Here is an 18,783-nt window from a genome sequence, read left to right as displayed (position 1 = left end):
GTCGGCAGCGACGATGTAGCGCAACAGCGACTTAGCTTTACCACATCCTTGCCTTGCCATCGCTTCCCCTGTCAAGATGCCAGCTGTGCGACAATCGCCGCACAGCCACCTTGCCCCCCCTCCCCGAAAGCATGTGCATCTCTCTCTTGAAACCAATATCCCGTCTCACACTGGTTTGTCTGTACGCCGTCGCCAGCGCCGCGCACGCCCAGCAAGCTCCGGACGATGCGGTGACGCCCTACCGTCCTTCCGTATCCAGCCCGGCACAACTGCCGGTACCTGGGCAGCTGGAGCTGGAACTGGGTGGCCTGCACACCAGGCTCGACGATGACCGACGGGCCAGCCTGCCCTACACCGTCAAGCTGGCCTTTAACGAGACCTGGGGCGTGTTGCTGGGAGGAGAGGCGTTTGTTTCCGAGCGCGATGGCGGCGGCCAGCGCAACCAGGGACTGGGCGATACCACCATCGAACTCAAGCACGCTTTCCTGGTTAACGAGGCGACCGCCTTCGGGGTTGAACTGGGCGCCAAGGTGCCGACGGCGCGCAAGGTGATCGGCAGTGGCAAGGCGGACTACAGCGTCAATGGCATCTACAGCCAGGATATCGCCAGCGTGCATATGGACAGCAATCTGAACTTCACGCGCATGGGCGCGGTCGATGCCGGCGAGCGGCGCGTGCAGACGGGCGCTTCGGTGTCGTTGTCGCTGCCGCTGGACGAACATTGGGGCGCCACGGGCGAGCTGTCGGGCACGCGACGGGCAGGTGCCGACAGCACCGCCCAGGTTCTTTTCGCCACCACCTATAGCCCGACCAAACGGCTGGCAATCGACTTCGGCTTTGCGCGCGGACTCAATCGCGCCTCGCCATCCTGGTCATTTTTCAGCGGCTTTGTGATGCCGCTGGCGCGCCTCTGGTAGCGCCGGCGCCTGCGCTCAGGAAGCGGCGGGCTTCGTTGTGTTCGCCGGCATTGCCGCCATATTCAGGGACAACTGCTGCGCCCGCGCCACCATCCGGCTCACATGCCAGGCGCTGAAGTCGCACACTTCCAGTGGCCGCGCAAACCAGTAGCCCTGCGCCTCATCGCAACCGGCTTCGTGCAAGAAAGCCAGCACGGCCTCGTTTTCCACGCCTTCAGCCACCACCCGGTGGCCCAGGTCCTGCGACAGTGCAATCATGGCTTTTACCAGGCCCTGCTGGCGCGGGTCGCTTTCCAGTTCGCGGATAAAGGACTGGTCGATCTTGACCACATCGGCCGGCATGCGCTGCAGATAGGCCAGGCTGCTGTAGCCGGTGCCGAAGTCGTCGACCGCCAGGTGCACGCCGCTGGCGGCGATCGCCTCCAGCGTTGCATGCGCCCGGGCCGGCTGCTCCATGATCGCGCTTTCGGTGATTTCCAGTTCCAGGCAGTCGCGCGGCAGGCCGCGGCGGTCCAGCGCCCCGATCACGCGGGCGGCCAGGTCCGGCTCTAACAGGTTGGCGGCCGAGACATTGAGCGACAGCTGCAAGGCCATGCCCGCCTCGCGCCAGGCCAGTTGCTGCTCCAGCGCCGTCTCGAGTACCCAGGCAGTGGTCGCTTGCGCCAGGCGCGAGCGCTCGATGAAGGGGATGAATTCGGCCGGGCCGATGGCGCCCAGGGTGGGGTGATTCCAGCGCAGCAGCGCTTCGGCGCCCACGCACAGGCCGCTGGCGATATCGATGCGCGGCTGGTACACCAGGCGCAGCTGGTCGCTGCTGGCCAGCGCCAGGGCAAAGTCGCCCAGCAGGGTGAAGCGGCGGCGGTACAGCCGGTCTTCATGCGCTGAATATACGGCCACATGGCTGGACCCTTCGATGGCGTCCTGGACCGCGCTTTGCGCGCGGCGCAGCACACTCAGGCAGTCGGCCGTGCCCACTTCGAACGGCGCCACGCCGACCGCCGGGGTGGCCACGAAACTGCTCTTGATGGTCGCAATGGCGCCGGCCACTTTCGCTTCGATCACCGGCAGGCAAACGTCGAGCGTGATGCCGGGTGCCGCCAGCAGCGCAAACTGGGTGGTGGCCACATGATAGACCTTGCGGCCATCGCCGAGTTCGGCTTGTATCCAGGCGGCCGCGTCGTTGATCAGTTCGTCGAGGTAGACAGAATCCATGGCGCGCGCGGCGTGCGCCAGTTGCTCCGGCGTCGCCAGGTTGATCAGGATCGCCAATCGCCATTCGCCAGCGGGGCGGTCTTTTTGCAGGTCCTCGAAGTCTTCGATGAACTGGGTGCGGTTCGGCAAGCCGCTGACCGGATCGACGCGCCCGATCGCATGCATCATTTCGATCTGCGCCATCACCATGCCGGCCAGGTCCTGCAGGCTGGCCAGCTCGTCTGGCGTGGTGTCGCGCGGCTCGGTGCCCAGCACACACAGTGCGCCCAGACAATGGCCATCGACGGTAATCAGCGGCGCGCCCGCGTAATAACGGATACCACCGGCGGCCAGCGGGCTGTTGCAATAGCCTGCATCGGCCTGCAGGTCGGCGATCACCAGCACATCGGCGCTGTCGGCCACTTCGCCGCAAGGCGCCTGCATGCGCGGAATCGAAGTGTGCTCGACGCCGACGCGCGACTTGAACCATTGCCGATCGGTATCGGTCAGCGACACGGCGGCGATCGGCAAATTGAAAAAGCGCGCCGTCATGCGCGTGATGCGGTCGAAGGCCTCGCTCGGTGGCGTATCGAGCAAGTTGAGCTTGCGCAGCGCCTGCAGGCGACGCGCTTCGGTGAGATGGCAGGAGATGGTCATGGATCTGGCTGGGTTGTTTATTCAAGATTCACCAGTCCAACCCGGACGCTCGTGACGCCTGGCGGTTGGCAATATTTCCCTCAATACAATACAAGGTTGGGGTCTTGGAAAGAAAAATGCCTGGATGCTTCCATCTTACCCCAAAATTACATTGACGCAATTTACGTTATGTAAAAGCAACAATATTTGCAGCTATTTGTTGTAGTGGCATCAGCTCGGGAATCACTGCTACACTTTTAACAATCTTCAAAATTTGAGAACAAGGCGCAGCATGAGCAGTGATTACTTAAACCCGGATAATTATTTTGCACAACAGGCAAAACTGAATGAAGAGCGGGCCAGACTTGATGAGATTGCGGCGAGGCAAGAGCTCGAGGCCCAAAAATTTTCCAATCAGTCCAATGACAGCTTGATTGCTCAGCTCAGAGACAATGCAAGTGCACTTGCCGAAAAAAATCGTCAGTTACAGCAGGCAAATGAAAAACTTGAAAGTGACAACGCATTCCTTGAAAGTTTATTCACGCTGCCCATGCATCAGATGGCGGAAAAAAATCCGCGCTTCAAGGCAAGCTATGATGCGCAGCAACTGGCTCTGGCCAAGTGGATCCTGTCGCAAAAAGCGTATGCAGAAACAGCGTTTGCCATTGGCGTGGCGGCTGGCAAGAGCGAGGAAGACATCAATGCCATCTACAAGGACAGCATCTCTTCGGTACTGGCCAATGCTACCAAGCATAACAATAATGCAGTTGGCCATCCGGTGCTGAAGGCCCATGCCGATAGCATCATCAACAGAAAATAACATGAAGGTCATTGTGCCAGGCCAGCCGTCCGGCAAGTCTCGCCCCTACCCTGCCGGTAATGGTAAAGTGTGGCTTGCCGCAGGCAGCCTGGCCGCGCCATCGCGCGCCCGTCATGCCCGGCCGCCGACCACTCTACAGAACAACGCTTAACTTCAAAGACTTACATGAACATGCAGTCAAACCACGAGCTCGCCAATATCGCCCGCAGCAAGCTCACGCCGATGATGCAACAATATATGGGCATCAAGGACAATCACCCGACGATGCTGGTGTTTTACCGCATGGGCGACTTTTACGAGCTGTTTTTTGACGATGCGGAAAAAGCCGCGCGCTTGTTGGGCATTACCTTGACGGCGCGCGGCGCGGCCAGCGGCAATCCGATCAAGATGTGCGGCGTGCCGTTTCATTCGCTTGACGGCTACCTGGCCAAGCTGGTGAAACTGGGCGAGTCGGTGGCCATTTGCGAGCAGATCGGCGACCCGGCCACCAGCAAGGGGCCGGTCGAACGCAAGGTGATGCGCGTGGTCACGCCGGGCACGTTGACCGACGCCGACTTGCTGCCGGAAAAGGCCGAACGCCCGCTGTTGGCCCTGTGCAGCATCACGCAGCGCAAGACGGTGACCACCGGCTTGGCGTGGCTGTCGCTGGCCAGCGGCGCGCTCAAACTGATGGAGTTTTCGGGCAGCAGCGACACCGTCGCGCTGCGATTGCAGCAGGAACTGGAACGCATCGTGCCGGCAGAGATCCTCAGCGGCGACCATGGCACGCTATTTGACGACCATCCGACAACCCATGTGAACCGCGTGCCGGACTGGCATTTCGATGTGGCCGGCGGCCACAAGGCGCTGCTGGACCAATTAGGCGTGGCGACACTGACCGGTTTTGGCGCCGATGGCCTCGGCGCCGCGTTCGGCGCGGCCGGCGCGCTGCTGCGCTATGCGCAGTCGACGCAAGGGCGCGGCCTGCAGCACGTGCGCTCGTTGACGACCGAAACGGAGACGGAATTCATCGGCCTCGATGCGGCCACCCGGCGCAACTTGGAACTGACGGAAACCATCCGCGGGCAGGAATCGCCGACGCTGTTTTCGCTGCTGGACCATTGCCGCACCGCCATGGGCTCGCGCATGCTGCGCCACTGGCTGCACCATGCGCGGCGCGACCAGGGCGTGGCGCGCGCGCGCCATCAGGCGATCGCCGCGCTGATGCACAGCGAAGCGGCCGCGCCACTGGCGGCCACACTGGCGCAAGTACCCGATATTGAACGCATCACCACCCGCATCGCGCTGCTGTCGGCGCGTCCGCGCGACCTGGCCGCGCTGCGCGACGGCCTGCTGCAATTGCCGGCGCTGCGCGAGCGGGTCACGCACTGCTACGGCGGCGAGCCATGCGACGGTTTGCTGGCCGATATCCATGCGGCACTCGCTACGCCAGAAAGTTGCCTCGATCTGCTGGTGCGCGCCGTGGCGCCCGAGCCGGCCGCGATGGTGCGCGACGGCGGCGTGTTTGCGCGCGGCTTCGATGAAGAGCTCGATGAATTGCGCGCGCTGTCGGAAAACGCCGGCCAGTTCCTGGTCGACCTGGAAACGCGTGAGCGCGCCCGCACCGGGATTGCCAACCTGCGCGTAGAATACAACAAGGTGCATGGCTTTTACATTGAAGTGACGCACGGCCAGACCGACAAGGTGCCGGACGATTACCGCCGCCGCCAGACGCTGAAAAACGCCGAGCGCTACATTACGCCGGAACTGAAGGTGTTCGAGGACAAGGCGCTGTCGGCGCAGGATAAAGCCCTGGTGCGCGAAAAGCTGCTGTACGACATCTTGCTGGCCGACCTGGCGCCGCATATCGGCACCCTGCAAACCATTGCCCAGGGCCTGGCCCAGCTCGACACGCTGAATGCGCTGACGGAACATGCGCAGCAGCACAATTGGGCCGCACCGCAGTTGGTGGGCGAACCGTGCATCAATATCGTCGAAGGCCGCCACCCGGTGGTGGAAAAGCAGATCGAACGCTTTATCGCCAACGACTGCCGCTTCGTCAACGAACGCAGGTTATTGTTGATCACCGGCCCGAACATGGGCGGTAAATCGACCTTCATGCGCCAGGTGGCCCTGATCACCCTGCTCGCCTATGTCGGCAGCTATGTGCCGGCCGCCAGCGCCACCATCGGCCCGATCGACCGCATCTTTACCCGCATCGGCGCGACCGACGACCTGGCCGGCGGGCGCTCGACCTTCATGGTGGAAATGACGGAATCGGCGGCAATTTTGAACGGCGCCACCGAACACTCGCTGGTGCTGATGGACGAAGTGGGCCGTGGCACCTCGACCTTTGACGGCCTGGCGCTGGCCTGGGCGATTGCGCGCCATCTGATCGATACCAGCCGCAGCTTCACCCTGTTCGCCACCCACTATTTTGAACTGACGCAATTGCCCGACAGCCATCCAAGCGCTGCCAACGTGCATCTGTCGGCCGTCGAGCACAAGGACAGCATCGTCTTCCTGCATGCGGTGCAGGCCGGCCCGGCCTCGCAAAGCTATGGCTTGCAGGTGGCCCAGCTGGCCGGCGTGCCGCAGCCGGTGATCAAGGCCGCGCGCAAGCACCTGGCGCGGCTGGAAGCGCAGGCGCTCGACAGCACGCCGCAGCGCGACCTGTTTGCCGCGCCGCCATCCGATCCGTATGCCGAGCAAGAAGAGGCGCTGCCGGTGGCAGCCCTGAGCGAAGCGCAGCAAGCCTTGCTGGACGCGATCGCCGAGCTTGACCCCGATGCCTTGACCCCGCGCGACGCGCTTGAACAGCTGTATCAGTTGAAACGGCTGGCCGCCGCATGACGCTGACGCGTCGCCTCGCGCGCCTGGCACTGCTGGCGGCCGGCCTGCAGCTGGCACCGCTGCTGGCCAACGCTGGCAACCCCGGCAACCCCGGCTTTGAATTTGCCGTGCTGGGCCACTCTTTCCAGGCCGGCACCGACGACGGGCCGTTGAAAAAGGCGATTGCCGGCGCCAGCGCCTTCAATGCCTCGTTCGTGGTAGCGACCGGCATCAAGGCCGTCAGTGAAAGTTGCAGCGACAAGCTGTACGGACAGCGCAAGGATTTGTTTGAGGCAAGCACCTCGCCGCTGATCGTTTCGCTGTCGGCCAGTGACTGGGCAGGTTGCCGCAATTCGCGCGGCAGGGTCAACGCCATCGAACGGCTGAACCGCCTGCGCGACGTGTATTTTGCCGACAACCAGAGCTTGGGCCAGCGCAAGCTCAATGTGTCGCGCTTGTCGTCGACGGCCAAGTTTCGCAGTTATGCGGAAAATGCCCATTGGGAAGTGGGCGGCGTGCTGTTTGCCACCATCAACCTGCCCGCCAACAATAACCATTTCCTGCCCGAAGCGGGCCGCAACAGCGAATTCGAAGACCGGCTGGTGGCCAACCGCTCGTGGCTGCAGCGCCTGTTCGCCATGGCGCAAGGCAAGAAGCTCGATGGCATCGTGCTGTTTTCGGACGGCGACGTTGGCGTGCTCGATGAAGAGGAAAGTTCGCTGCTGCCCAGCTTCAGCTCGAAACAGGATGGCTTTGCAAGTCCGCGCAAGCAGATCCGCCTGCTCGCAAAAAAATTCGACGGCAAGGTGTTGATGGTCGATACGCAGAAAGAACGCGACAGCAAAGGCAAGGGAACACGCAAGGGCGACATGCCGGCGATCCACTGGAAAGGCAATGTGGGCCATGTCAGCATCGCCAGCGACTGGGCGGCGATTGCTGTGCGCACCGGCAAGACGCCACTGTTTGAAGTGCGCGAGCGCGCCGCCAGGCCATCGGTGCCGCGCCGTTAAATCAGAAGTACTGCTTTACAACCAGCGTCACGACGCCTGAGCAAACCGTAGCGAGCGGCAGTGATTTGTGGCCGAGAAGCGCAACCGTACTTCACTACGGTGAGCATCGCCGGCCGCAAAGCACGCCGCGCAGTAGGTTTGATCAGGTGTTAGTGGATAGGGTGGGTGCGGAAGTGATCGCCTTCGGCACCTTCGTCATCACCGTCTTCGTCGTCATGACCATGGCCATGCGCGCCGTGCACGTGGCCGTGGGCGATTTCTTCTTCGGTGGCTTCACGCACGTCGACCACGTTCAGTTCAAAGCGCAGCGCGATGCCGGCCAGTGGATGGTTGCCATCCAGCACGACCTTGTCGTCGGCGATATCGGTGACGGTAAAGATCATCGCTTCTTCGTCCGGCGAATCGCTTTCAGGCATTCCTTCGAACTGCATGCCCACTTCCAGCGGCTCAGGCAGGCGGTTGCGTGGCTCGACCTTGACCAGCGCCGGGTCGTATTCACCGAAAGCATCATCCGGCTCGATCTGGATCGTGTTGGAATAGCCGACTTCCTTGCCATCGAGCTCTTCTTCGATCTTCGGCAGGGTGTTTTCATAATCACCGTGCAGATAGACCATCGGCTGGCGGCCATCTTCGATCAGATTGTCTTGCGCGTCTGACAGTTTGTAGTTGACAGTCACGACCGTATTTTTGGCAATCTTCATTATGTTTCCTTTCATTGTATAAGCTGACAAATTATACCTTTCCGCCGCCAACGACAGGCGCATTACTGCATTTGCGGTTGTTATAATGGGCGCATGAAAAAATTAACTCTCCTCGGCGACATCACGCCGGCGCAATTCCTGCGCGACTACTGGCATAAAAAACCGCTGCTGATCCGCCAGGCCGTGCCTGGCTTCAAGCCCCTGCTGGACTTCAAGGCCCTGGCCGAACTGGCCAGGCTCGACCATGTCGAGTCGCGCCTGGTCAGCCAGGTCGATGGCCACTGGTCCATGCAGCAAGGTCCGCTGGCCAGCCTGCCCTCGTTGAAACAGAAACAATGGTCGCTGCTGGTGCAAGGCGCGAACTTGCATAGCGCCAAGGCCGACGAACTGCTGCGCCAGTTCCGCTTCCTGCCCGATGCGCGCCTGGACGACCTGATGGTCAGCTTCGCCACCGACGGCGGCGGCGTCGGCCCCCATTTCGATTCCTATGACGTGTTCCTTCTGCAAGGCCAGGGCAAGCGCCACTGGCGCATCGGCGCGCAGCAGGACCTGAGCCTGATCGACGGCCTGCCGCTGAAAATCCTCAGCAACTTCACGCCCGACGAAGAATTCACGCTCGAACCGGGCGACATGCTGTACCTGCCGCCGCACTACGCGCATGACGGCGTGGCCATCGGCGACTGCCAGACCTATTCGATCGGTTTCCGCTCGCCTTCGTTCCAGGAACTGGGCGAAGCGTTCCTGCAATTCATGGCCGATTCGATCGACCTGCCCGGCATCTATAGCGATCCCGACCTGAAGGCGTCGGCCAAGCCGGCGGAAATCCCGCGCGAGATGCTCAGCGTCATCACCGAAGAGTTGAACAAGGTGCGCTTCACGGAAGAGGACGTCACCATCTTCCTCGGCGAACACCTGTCCGAGCCGAAGCACAATGTGTTTTTCACGCCGCTGGCCAAGCCGCTGACTGTGGGCCGCTTCACACAAGCTGCACACAAGAACGGTGTCGTGTTGTCACGCAAGACGCTGATGCTGTATCGTGGCAAGAATGTCTTCATCAATGGCGAGTCGTTCGCAATTGGCCGGGCCGATAAAACGGCGCTGGAGACGCTGGCCAATGACCGTGCGCTCGAGGGCGCGGCCGTGGCCAAGGCATCCGATGACGTGATGGAAGCGCTGTACACCTGGTATCAGGACGGCTGGCTCGAACTGGCCTGAATGAGGCGCAACGCAGCAAATGTGGTGGAACACAGGCAAAGTAAAAGACTCTGCGCTGGCGCAAAGAAAGATGAGTTTTTAATATCGTTTTGACGCGCTTTCGCAAAACTCTTACACTTGCTTGCAATTTGCCTTGGCAAATATTGCGATATCACAAAATAGTTGCGAATTTGCCTCGTGCTCCTATTGCGACGCACCAAAAATCGCTATAATATTCGGTTAGGAAGTTTCCGTTGTCTGGCAGGCACCACCTGGTACGAAAAGCCTTCGAAGACGACCTAACGAGCGATAATTACCGGTAATTATTCATCGCAACAATATTGATTTATTTTTTGAAATAATTAAGGAAAACAAATGAAAAAATCCCTGCTGATCGCCTCCCTGATGGTTGTTGCTCTGGCTGCTTGCAGCAAAAAAGAAGAAGCTCCTGCACCAGCACCAGTAGTTGAAACCCCAGCACCAGCACCAGTAGTTGAAGCTGCTCCAGCACCAGCTGCTGACGCTGCTGCTTCGGCCGCTACCGACGCTGCTGCTGCTGCTTCGAGCGCTGCTTCGGCCGCTTCGGACGCTGCTGCTGCCGCTTCGTCGGCTGCATCGGCTGCTAAGTAATTAGCACCCCGCAGTGAAAAAGCCGGCCTTCGGGCCGGTTTTTTTTCGTCTGCCGCTTTGTATTGCAAGCGAGCGGCAGGCAATAAAAAAGCTGGCGCCGTTTCCGGGCCAGCTTTTTTCTGCATGGCAGGTTGGCACCCGCCACTACCTTCCTTACTTCAACTGATCGTTCAGCAAGCCCAGGATTTTCTCGGCCACTGGCGAGACGTCGGCCTGGCCTTCGTTCGACAGGATGCTGACGGTGCTGGCGGAACCCGTGGCGGCCGCCTTGACCAGCACGCGGTAGCGCTGCGCGCCCTTGTCCTTGTCCTTGTCGGCGGACGAACCCCAGCTGAACAGCTTCGAGAAGAAGCCATCTTTTTTGACTGCATCAGGGTCGACGTAGCGCACGAAATACGTGCCCTGCGTACGGTCGCGGTCTTCGACGGTAAAGCCGACGCGGTCGAGCGCCAGGCCGACACGGCGCCAGGCGCGGTCGAAACCTTCATCGACTTCGATTGCGCGCTCTGGCGTGGCAGGCGTACCGACCAGCTTGGCATGTTGCGGTTGCACAATCGCCGAGTCGATCGCAGTCTTCGCTTGCGCCTCGTCACCGGCCGCGCCCAGGCGCGTCATCAGGCGTGCCAGAAATTGTGCTTCCAGGCCCGGATCGTTGGGGCGTGCGGTCCAGGTGGTGCTTTCCTTGTCGCGGCCGGTAATGACCTCTTCCACGCCACGGTGACTGATATAGATTTCGGTCGAGCCATCGGCCAGGCGCTCGACGCGGGTGCGGTACTTGTCTTTCTCGCCGCTCGAATACAGGCCATCGAATACCTTGCCGATCGTGCTGCGAATGATGTCTTGCGGGATCTTGGCGCGGTTTTCATTCCATTCGGTTTCCATGATGCCAGCCGTTGGCTGGTCGATGGCGATGGTAAAGCCCGAGTCTTCCCAGAATTGTTTCAGTTGCGGCCACAGCACTTCAGGCGGCTGCTTGACCACCAGCCAACGCTGGTTGCCCGCGCGCTCGACCTTGACCGAACCGGCCGTGACCGGCACCACGCCGACCACGCCATCGGCGCCGACCACGGTCGGCATACCGGCTGTCGCGCTGCGCTGGGCGTTATAGCCTGAAGCCGTGGCTATGCCGTTCTTGGCATCAGGCAGGGAGTAGCGGTTGTCTTGCTGCAATTGCGTGAGGTCGGGCGGCACATCCAGGGAACTGGCTTTCTTGACCGACTTGTAGTCGACTTTGCCGGCGCCGACTACCGAGCTGATCATGCCGCAGCCGGCGAGACTGGCCGCAACGGCGCCGATGACGAGGCCACGCATGGCAATGGTGGCTGGCGCCGGGGTGGTTTTCTTGCTATTTGTCATGTCGTTACTGGATAAGAAGCTAAGTGGCAGCTGAAATCAGGGAAGGTCCGGACTATACCAGTCCGGGCTCAGGATAAGACGCCAGCGTCGCGCAAGGCATCGCGCACGGTGGCATGGTACTGATCGGCCAGCGGCACCAGCGGCAAGCGTATGCCGGCAGGCATCAGGCCCATTTCCGCCAGCGCCCACTTGACGGGCACCGGGTTCGGTTCGACAAACAATTTCTGGTGCAGCGGGAAGACCTTGTTGTTGATGGCAATTGCCGTGGCGCGGTCGCCGGCCATGGCGGCAACGCACAGTTCGTGCATGGCGCGCGGGGCAACATTGGCCGTCACGGAAATATTGCCGTGGCCACCGCACAGCATCAGCGCCATGGCGGTCGGATCATCGCCCGAGTAGACGGCAAAGTCGGCGGGCACCAGGCGCAGCAGGTCGATGCCACGGCCCAGATTGCCGGTCGCATCTTTTACGCCAACGATGTTGGCGATCGCGGCCAGGCGCACGATGGTCTCGTTGCTCATGTCGGCCACGGTACGGCCCGGCACGTTGTACAGGATCACGGGAATGTCGACGGCTTCGGCGATGGCCTTGAAGTGCTGGTACATGCCTTCCTGGGTAGGACGGTTGTAGTAAGGCACAACCTGCAAGACAGCATCCGCACCCGCATCTTTTGCGTAACGCGTCAGCTTGATGGCTTCTGCGGTGGAATTGCCGCCGGCGCCGGCGATGATTGGAATACGTCCCTTGGCATGCTCGACGGTCAGCTTGATCAGCTCGCAGTGTTCTTCGACGCTGACGGTTGCCGATTCGCCAGTGGTGCCGACGATGACGATGCTGTCTGTACCCTCGGCAATATGCCAGTCGATCAGCTTGCGCAGGCCTGGAATGTCCAGACTGCCGTCCGCGTGCATCGGGGTGACGATTGCTACAATGCTGCCCTTGATCATAGTAAGTTTATAGCGCCGATAAATAAAACAACGATTGTAGCGGATAGCCCGCGCCCGTGGTGCATTGTAAGGTAGAAACGCCGCTCAAAACGCTGGCAACAACGCCGCCAGCCGTGGAAAATCTGGCCGTACGGCGCAAATTCGTTGCACCAGAGCAGCTTTCGGCTGCTCCACCCGGCCCTCTTCAAACGCCACCACGCGCAAGCCGTGCTGCAGGGCCAACGCCAGCAGTTCGCCTTCCTTCAGCAGGAACTTCGGGTTCGACGGTTTGCCGAACTCTTCATTGCCTTCGGCAAAGGTCTCGTACAGCAGCACGCCATCGGGCGCCAGGCTGGCGATCATCGCTGCCAGCAATGGACGGTGCAGATAGTTGGTGACGACAATGCCGGCAAAGCGCCCGGCCGCGAAGGGCCAGGTGGCGCCAGCCGCCTCCAGGTCCACCAGCGAGGTGGTGATGCCGGCGCCGGCCGCCTTTTCCAGCATTTCCGGATCATGGTCGAGCGCGATCACCGGGTGGCCCAGGCTGACCAGGTGGCGCGCATGGCGGCCGCTGCCGCAAGCCAGGTCCAGCACTTCGCCGCCCGGCAGCAGCGGCGCCCAGCGGCGCACCCAACCGGAGATGGCCTCGGCATTATTGTGTTGTTCAGTTTCTTGCATCGAAATATCCATCGGTTAATTACCTTGCCTGCAGCCTAGCCCAGCAGAGCTGTCAACGGCGTGACCAGCGTGACGAAAATGCCGATGACAAATTCGATGGCCACGATCAGGAAGCGGTTCAGCACGCCCAGGTACATCAGCAATACCAGCGCGCCAAACACATACATGCTGTAGCGCTCGATGCTGGCATAGGGGCGCGCCAGCGACATCGGCAGGATGCCAGTCATGATGCGACCACCATCGAGCGGGGGCACGGGAATCATATTGAATACAAACATTGCTGCGTTGACGCTCACGCCCGCGCCGGCCATCTTGCGCAGGAAGGCGCCGATCTCGGTCGGGGGCAGCACGGTCAGCACGACAAACGCAATCATCCAGGCAAAGCCCATGACGAAGTTTGAACCGGGTCCGGCAAACGCCACCCAGGCCATTTGCTTCTTCGGATTGCGCAGGCGGCTGAAATCGACCGGCACCGGCTTGGCGTAGCCGAACGGCACCTGGATCGTGAAATACAGCAGCAGCGGCAGGATCACTGTGCCGAACGGGTCGATGTGACGAATCGGATTCAGGCTCAGCCGACCTTCATTGGACGCCGTAGGGTCGCCGAAATAGCGGGCAGCGTAGCCGTGGGCGGCTTCATGCAAAGAAATGGCAAAAAGAACGGGCACCAGGTACACCGCGACGGTTTGGACTATCGTATTGAAATCGCTCATGACCGCGATTCTACCAGAGCCGCCCTGGCCTCTTTCTTATGCATTGTTTAAAGGCAAGTAAAGCCCCCGCCTACAAGCCCAGCGCGGCCGGATCGCCACGGCCCACGCGCACCACTTCAGGCTCGGCGCAGGTCAGGTCGATCACGGTAGTGGGGCCATGCGCACAGACACCGCCGTCGACAATCAGGTCGACCAGCTTTTCAAGGCGTTCGCGAATGGTGTCGGCGTCGGTCAGGCTGTCTTCGTCGCCCGGCAGGGTCAAGGTGGTGCCGAGCAGCGGCTGGCCCAGCTCTTCCAGCAGGCATTGCACGATGCGGTGCTCGGGCACGCGCAGGCCGATGGTCTTGCGCGACGGGTGGCTGAGGCGGCGCGGCACTTCCTTGGTCGCTTCCAGGATAAAGGTATAGGCGCCCGGGGTGGCCGCCTTGAGCAGGCGGAACTGGCGGTTGTCGACGCGCGCATACACGCCCAGCTCGCTCAGGTCGCGGCACAGCAGGGTCAGGTGATGCTTTTCATCGATGCCGCGGATGCGGCGCAGGCGCTCGACGGCGCCCTTGTCGTCGAGCTGGCACACCAGCGCGTAGCAGGAATCGGTGGGCAAGGCCACCACGCCGCCGGACTGGATGATTTGCGCGGCCTGCTTGATCAGGCGCAATTGCGGATTTTCAGGGTGAATCTGGAAAAATTGACTCATGGCTCATCGCTGGCATGCCAGCTTGTTTATTGAAGTGTCATGATTGTACGCCGCGCAGCGCGGCGATGCGTTCCTCCAGCGGTGGGTGGGTGGCGAACAGCGCGCCCCAGCCCCCCTTGCCGCCGCTGATGCCCAGCGCCTGCATCGATTGCGGCAGCTCGCCCGGCGCCACGCCACCGAGGCGCGCCAGCGCATGCATCATCGGCGTCGGGCTGCCCAGCAATTTGGCCGAACCGGCGTCGGCGCGGAACTCACGCTGGCGCGAAAACCAGGCGACGATGATCGATGCCAGCAGGCCAAACAGTACTTCGCAGACCATCACGGTGACGAAATAGCCGATGCCGCGCCCGCCTTCGCGGTTGCTGTTTTTCAGCAGCATATTGTCGACAAAGAAGCCCACCACCCGCGCCATGAACACCACGAAGGTATTGACCACGCCCTGGATCAGGGTCAGAGTGACCATGTCGCCATTGGCGACGTGGGCGATTTCGTGGCCCAGCACGGCTTCGACTTCATCGCGGTTCATGCTTTCCAGCAAACCGGTCGAGACCGCCACCAGCGCCGAATTCTTGAACGCACCGGTGGCAAACGCATTGGCGTCGCCCTCATACACCGCCACCTCGGGCATGCCGATGCCGGCCCGCTCGGCCAGCGCGCGCACGGTATTGACCAGCCACAATTCGGTGGACGAACTGGGGTTGTCGATCACGCGCGCCCCGGTGCTCCACTTGGCCATCGGTTTACTGATCAACAGTGAAATAATCGAGCCCGTGAACCCGACCACCAGCGAAAACACCATCAGGCTGCCCAGGTTCAGGGTGCTGCCGCGCGCCGGATTGCCGACGCCCAGCAAACTCAGGACGAGTGTCAGCACCAGCATCACGGCCAGGTTGGTGACAATAAACAGGACGATACGTTTCATGGCGTTGACTCCGGCAGAAATTCAATAACAGCAAATAGCGATGATACAGCTGTTATCAAGCTTGCCAGAGCGGCCTTAGCGCCGGCTTAAAACCAGTCGTGCCAGACCGGTTTGACGTTACCCGGGAGAGGCGGCAGCAGCGCAAAATCCACGCGCGACTCGCCCGGTGCATGGAAATCGGTGCCGCGCGAGGCCAGGAAACCGTAGTCGTTGGCCAGGCGCGCATATTCGGGATATTGATCGGGGCTGTGGCTGCCCGTCACCACTTCGATGGCCACGCCACCCAATTGCTTGAATTCATCGAACAGCACGCCCTGCGCCATGTCGCTGAAACGGTAGCGGCCCGGATGGGCGATCACGGCCAGGCCGCCGGCGCCGCGGATCCAGCCCACCGCTTCGGCCAGGGTGGCCCAGCGGTGCTCGACATAGCCGGGCTTGCCTTCGGACAGGTATTTCTTGAATACCTCGGGAATATTCGCGCATTTGCCGGTGTCCACGATATGGCGGGCAAAATGGGTGCGCGACATCAGGTCGGGGTTGCCGACGAATTTCAGCGCGCCTTCATAGGCGCCGGGGATGCCGGCCAGGTCGAGCTGGCGGGCAATTTCGCGCCCGCGCGCGTCGCGCCCGGAACGGGTCTGGTTCAGGCCGCTGACCAGGCCCGGATTATTCTCATCAACCTGCAAGCCGACGATATGCACGGTCTGGCCGGCCCAGGTTATCGAAATTTCCACGCCTGCAATAAACTGCATGCCCAGCGCCACCGCCGCCGCACGCGCCTCGGCAATGCCGGACACTTCGTCGTGGTCGGTCAGCGCCCACACATCGACGCCGGCGCGGTGCGCGTGCGCAGCCACGGCGGCCGGTGCGAGGACGCCGTCGGAGATATTCGAATGGCAATGCAGGTCGACTTTGAGCATGGGAAACACTACCGTGCGGGGCGATGAATGGTTGAAGTTTTTATTGTACGCTGCCTGCCGGGGCGCGACAGCGTCGTCGTCACATAGTTACCATATTCGTGGCGAGAAACTCTTCCACCATGCGCGCCAGCGCCTGCGGCTGGTCGTGATGCAACATATGGCCGGCGTCCGGCATGAGCCTGCAGCGCACGTCTTTCAAAAACCCCAGGCGGCGGTCGATTTCGATGCGCGCCTCTTCTTTCGGCCCCATCCATTGCCACATATTCGTCTCTTCCGCCTCGACCCACAGCACCGGCGCCGTGATGCGCTGCCAGCAGGCCATCACCTCATCGACCTGGTACAGCATCGGGTTGACGCGCTTGTGGCGCGGATCGCCGGCGATATCCCACTCGCCCGCTTCATTCTGCACCGACCAGTGTTCGGCCAGGAAGGCGGCCCGTTCGCCGTTCAAACGCGGATTGGTCTTTTGCAGCCGTTCGGCCACCGCCTGCAGGCTCGGATAGCTGCGCATCAGCGCCGGCTCGCGCAATTCGTCCAGCCATTTGGCATAGCGGCCCGGCGCCTGCTCCGGTTTGGTCGCCATCATGCCGAAGCCTTCGAGGTTGATGAAGCTGGCGATGCGTTCGGGCCGCACGCCCGCATACAGGCCGGCCACATTGGCGCCCATGCTGTGGCCCAGCAGATGCACGGGCGAGTCGGGCGAGTAATGCAGCAGCATGGCGTCGAGGTCGGCCAGGTAGTCGGGGAACCAGTAGGTGTCGGACTGCGTGTAGTCGCTCTGCCCAAAGCCGCGCCAGTCGGGAGCGATCACATGCCAGTCGCCTGCCAGTTCGTCGACGACAAACTGGAACGAGGCGGCGACGTCCATCCAGCCATGCACCATGAACAAAATCGGTGCACCGTCGCGGCCCCAGTGGCGCACATGGACGCGCGCGCCTCGGATGTTGATGAATTCTGAACGAGAAAGTTTCATGAGTAGCTACCTTGAAAGTGGCGCAGGCGTCGCCACATGCTGTGTCTGAAGTAATGTACCGCCACAAAAGTACGACCGTTCTTTAATTATACCGGATCGCTTGCCGCCGTTCTGGCTTGTCTTGCAACAGCGTAAAATAGCGGTTCCCCGGCCTTTCCACCCTAGCCTCAGGCTCATCATGACACTCTACCAACTGGGCGCCGAAGCGCCGCAGATTGATGCTTCCGCATTTGTTGCCGACACCGCCAATGTCATCGGCAAGGTGACCTTGCATGAAAACACCTCGGTGTGGTTTGGCGCCACCCTGCGCGGCGACAATGAACGCATCACGGTGGGCGCCAACAGCAATGTCCAGGAAGGCGCCGTGCTGCATACCGACCCCGGCTACCCGCTCGACGTGGGGCAGAACGTCACCATCGGCCACCAGGCCATGCTGCATGGCTGCACCATCGGCGACGGCGCGCTGATCGGCATCCAGGCGGTGGTCCTGAATGGCGCGAAGATCGGCAAAAACTGCCTGGTCGGCGCCGGCGCGCTGATTACGGAAGGCAAGGAGTTTCCCGACAATATGCTGATCATCGGCACGCCGGCCAAGGCCGTGCGCACCCTGACGGCGGACGATATCACCAGGCTGCAAGGCAACGCCCTCAATTATGTACAGCGCGGCCAGCTATTTAACACGCAACTCAAGAAGATAGGATAAACCACATGACGACTGACACCAGCGGCGCGATCAGCGCCCCCATCGCAGGCCAGGATACGCTGCAAAAATTTATTTTCGATAACGCCGCCGTGCGCGGCCAGTTCATCGACGTGTCCGGCACCTGGCAAGAAGTGGTGACGCGCCACGCCTACCCGCTGGCCGTGAAAAAAGTCTTGGGCGAAATGGTGGCAGCGGCCGCCCTGCTGTCGGCCAACCTGAAATTCAACGGCTCCATCATCATGCAGATCCATGGCGACGGTCCGGTGCGCCTGATGGTGGTCGAGTGCGATTCCGACCTGCGCCTGCGCGCCACGGCCAAGCTCGATCCGGATGCGGACATCGCTGACGGTTCCACCGTGCCGCAACTGATGAACGCCAACGGCAAGGGCCGCTTTATCATCACGCTCGACCCGGCCGACAAGGTGCCGGGCCAGCAACCGTACCAGGGCATCGTGCCGCTCGACGGCGACGACATGGCAACCGTCATCGAAAACTACATGCTGCGCTCGGAACAGCTCGACACGCGCTTGTGGCTGGCCACCGACGACACCACCTCGCGCGGCCTGTTGCTGCAAAAGCTGCCGCACCACGGCGGCAAGGCCGAAGCGACGCCGGTCTCGGAAGAAGATGCGCTCGATACCTGGAACCGCGCCGTGATGCTGGCGTCGACCTTGAAAGAGGAAGAAATCCTGGCCACCGACATCGACACCCTGATGCAGCGATTGTTCTGGGAAGAAACGATCCGCGTGTTCGAGCCGCTGCATCCGAGTTTTCATTGCACTTGCACCCGCGAAAAAGTGGGCAATATGCTCAAGATGCTGGGTGAGCAGGAAGTCAACGACACGCTGGCGGAAATCGGCCATGTGGGGGTCAATTGCGACTTCTGCGGCCAGCACTACGATTTCGACAAGGTCGATTGCGCACAGCTGTTCATTACCGATGCGCCGGCCGAGGTGCTGATCCCGCCGGCAACCAGCATTAATTAATT

General features: G+C 61.4%; 18 protein-coding genes. 8 read left to right on the top strand and 10 right to left on the bottom strand.

All coding sequences use genetic code 11. The annotated features are described in order from the left end of the window. The first annotated feature begins 146 nt into the window (after positions 1 to 146). On the top strand, positions 147 to 917 hold the full coding sequence (locus AC0Z42_RS13075) for a transporter (RefSeq protein WP_485468645.1): 771 nt from the start codon (positions 147 to 149) through the stop codon (positions 915 to 917). Positions 918 to 932: 15 nt separating this feature from the next. Here AC0Z42_RS13075 and AC0Z42_RS13070 read toward each other — a convergent pair whose 3' ends face one another. After that, the gene (locus tag AC0Z42_RS13070) at positions 933 to 2,765 is read right to left on the bottom strand and encodes a sensor domain-containing phosphodiesterase (protein ID WP_485468644.1); all 1,833 of its coding nucleotides are present in this window, start codon (positions 2,763 to 2,765) and stop codon (positions 933 to 935) included. Positions 2,766 to 3,036: 271 nt separating this feature from the next. Between AC0Z42_RS13070 and AC0Z42_RS13065 the strand changes: the two genes are divergently transcribed. The 3 genes from AC0Z42_RS13065 to AC0Z42_RS13055 all read left to right on the top strand — a co-directional run bounded on the left by AC0Z42_RS13065 (position 3,037) and on the right by AC0Z42_RS13055 (position 7,385). Beyond that, positions 3,037 to 3,564, top strand: a complete 528-nt coding sequence (locus AC0Z42_RS13065) for a hypothetical protein (protein ID WP_485468643.1) — start codon at positions 3,037 to 3,039, stop codon at positions 3,562 to 3,564. Positions 3,565 to 3,729: 165 nt separating this feature from the next. After that, complete coding sequence (mutS, locus tag AC0Z42_RS13060; protein WP_485468642.1) at positions 3,730 to 6,396, top strand: DNA mismatch repair protein MutS; 2,667 nt, start codon at positions 3,730 to 3,732, stop codon at positions 6,394 to 6,396. Further along, positions 6,393 to 7,385, top strand: coding sequence for a hypothetical protein (locus AC0Z42_RS13055; protein WP_485468641.1), 993 nt, complete (start codon positions 6,393 to 6,395; stop codon positions 7,383 to 7,385). Before mutS ends, AC0Z42_RS13055 begins: the two co-directional genes overlap by 4 nt. 149 nt (positions 7,386 to 7,534) lie before the next feature. Here the strand turns inward: AC0Z42_RS13055 and AC0Z42_RS13050 are convergent, their stop codons facing one another. Beyond that, a complete protein-coding gene (locus AC0Z42_RS13050; protein ID WP_485468640.1) occupies positions 7,535 to 8,086 on the bottom strand; it encodes an FKBP-type peptidyl-prolyl cis-trans isomerase in 552 nt (183 codons plus the stop codon). 93 nt (positions 8,087 to 8,179) lie between these two features. On the opposite strand from AC0Z42_RS13050, the gene AC0Z42_RS13045 reads away from it, so the two are divergent. Together AC0Z42_RS13045 and AC0Z42_RS13040 are read left to right on the top strand one after the other, a co-directional pair. Beyond that, positions 8,180 to 9,301, top strand: coding sequence for a JmjC domain-containing protein (locus AC0Z42_RS13045; RefSeq protein ID WP_485468639.1), 1,122 nt, complete (start codon positions 8,180 to 8,182; stop codon positions 9,299 to 9,301). 354 nt (positions 9,302 to 9,655) lie between these two features. Next, positions 9,656 to 9,910 carry a hypothetical protein gene (locus AC0Z42_RS13040; protein WP_308925056.1) on the top strand — a complete coding sequence of 85 codons (255 nt, stop codon included), beginning with the start codon at positions 9,656 to 9,658 and terminating at the stop codon, positions 9,908 to 9,910. A 153-nt stretch (positions 9,911 to 10,063) separates the two neighbouring features. On the opposite strand, the gene bamC is transcribed toward AC0Z42_RS13040, so the two are convergent. From bamC to AC0Z42_RS13000, 8 genes are all read right to left on the bottom strand, one after another. After that, positions 10,064 to 11,266: an outer membrane protein assembly factor BamC gene (gene bamC, locus AC0Z42_RS13035; RefSeq protein WP_485468638.1), complete on the bottom strand. Its 1,203-nt coding sequence runs from the start codon at positions 11,264 to 11,266 to the stop codon at positions 10,064 to 10,066. A 68-nt stretch (positions 11,267 to 11,334) separates the two neighbouring features. Beyond that, on the bottom strand, positions 11,335 to 12,213 hold the full coding sequence (gene dapA / locus AC0Z42_RS13030) for a 4-hydroxy-tetrahydrodipicolinate synthase (protein WP_485468637.1): 879 nt from the start codon (positions 12,211 to 12,213) through the stop codon (positions 11,335 to 11,337). An 84-nt stretch (positions 12,214 to 12,297) separates the two neighbouring features. Next, on the bottom strand, positions 12,298 to 12,870 hold the full coding sequence (locus tag AC0Z42_RS13025; protein ID WP_485468636.1) for a class I SAM-dependent methyltransferase: 573 nt from the start codon (positions 12,868 to 12,870) through the stop codon (positions 12,298 to 12,300). Between the two features lie 35 nt (positions 12,871 to 12,905). Beyond that, positions 12,906 to 13,583: a site-2 protease family protein gene (locus AC0Z42_RS13020; RefSeq protein WP_485468635.1), complete on the bottom strand. Its 678-nt coding sequence runs from the start codon at positions 13,581 to 13,583 to the stop codon at positions 12,906 to 12,908. 70 nt (positions 13,584 to 13,653) lie between these two features. After that, positions 13,654 to 14,277: an L-threonylcarbamoyladenylate synthase gene (locus AC0Z42_RS13015; protein ID WP_485468634.1), complete on the bottom strand. Its 624-nt coding sequence runs from the start codon at positions 14,275 to 14,277 to the stop codon at positions 13,654 to 13,656. A 37-nt stretch (positions 14,278 to 14,314) separates the two neighbouring features. Next, positions 14,315 to 15,199, bottom strand: coding sequence for a protease HtpX (htpX, locus tag AC0Z42_RS13010; protein WP_485468633.1), 885 nt, complete (start codon positions 15,197 to 15,199; stop codon positions 14,315 to 14,317). A gap of 86 nt (positions 15,200 to 15,285) precedes the next feature. Further along, positions 15,286 to 16,119: a 3',5'-nucleoside bisphosphate phosphatase gene (locus tag AC0Z42_RS13005; RefSeq protein WP_485468632.1), complete on the bottom strand. Its 834-nt coding sequence runs from the start codon at positions 16,117 to 16,119 to the stop codon at positions 15,286 to 15,288. 79 nt (positions 16,120 to 16,198) lie between these two features. Then, on the bottom strand, positions 16,199 to 17,092 hold the full coding sequence (locus tag AC0Z42_RS13000) for an alpha/beta fold hydrolase (protein WP_485468631.1): 894 nt from the start codon (positions 17,090 to 17,092) through the stop codon (positions 16,199 to 16,201). Between the two features lie 178 nt (positions 17,093 to 17,270). Here AC0Z42_RS13000 and AC0Z42_RS12995 point away from each other — a divergent pair, with 178 nt between their 5' ends. Both AC0Z42_RS12995 and hslO read left to right on the top strand, forming a co-directional pair. Continuing rightward, the gene (locus AC0Z42_RS12995) at positions 17,271 to 17,795 is read left to right on the top strand and encodes a gamma carbonic anhydrase family protein (protein WP_485468630.1); all 525 of its coding nucleotides are present in this window, start codon (positions 17,271 to 17,273) and stop codon (positions 17,793 to 17,795) included. Between the two features lie 5 nt (positions 17,796 to 17,800). After that, on the top strand, positions 17,801 to 18,781 hold the full coding sequence (gene hslO, locus AC0Z42_RS12990; protein ID WP_485468629.1) for an Hsp33 family molecular chaperone HslO: 981 nt from the start codon (positions 17,801 to 17,803) through the stop codon (positions 18,779 to 18,781). Positions 18,782 to 18,783 lie beyond the last annotated feature (2 nt).

The organism is Janthinobacterium sp. 1L-D-8-B-C4, assembly GCF_057291295.1.
The sequence above is the reverse complement of the archived record's forward strand: the minus strand, read 5'-3'. Positions and strand labels throughout refer to the sequence as shown.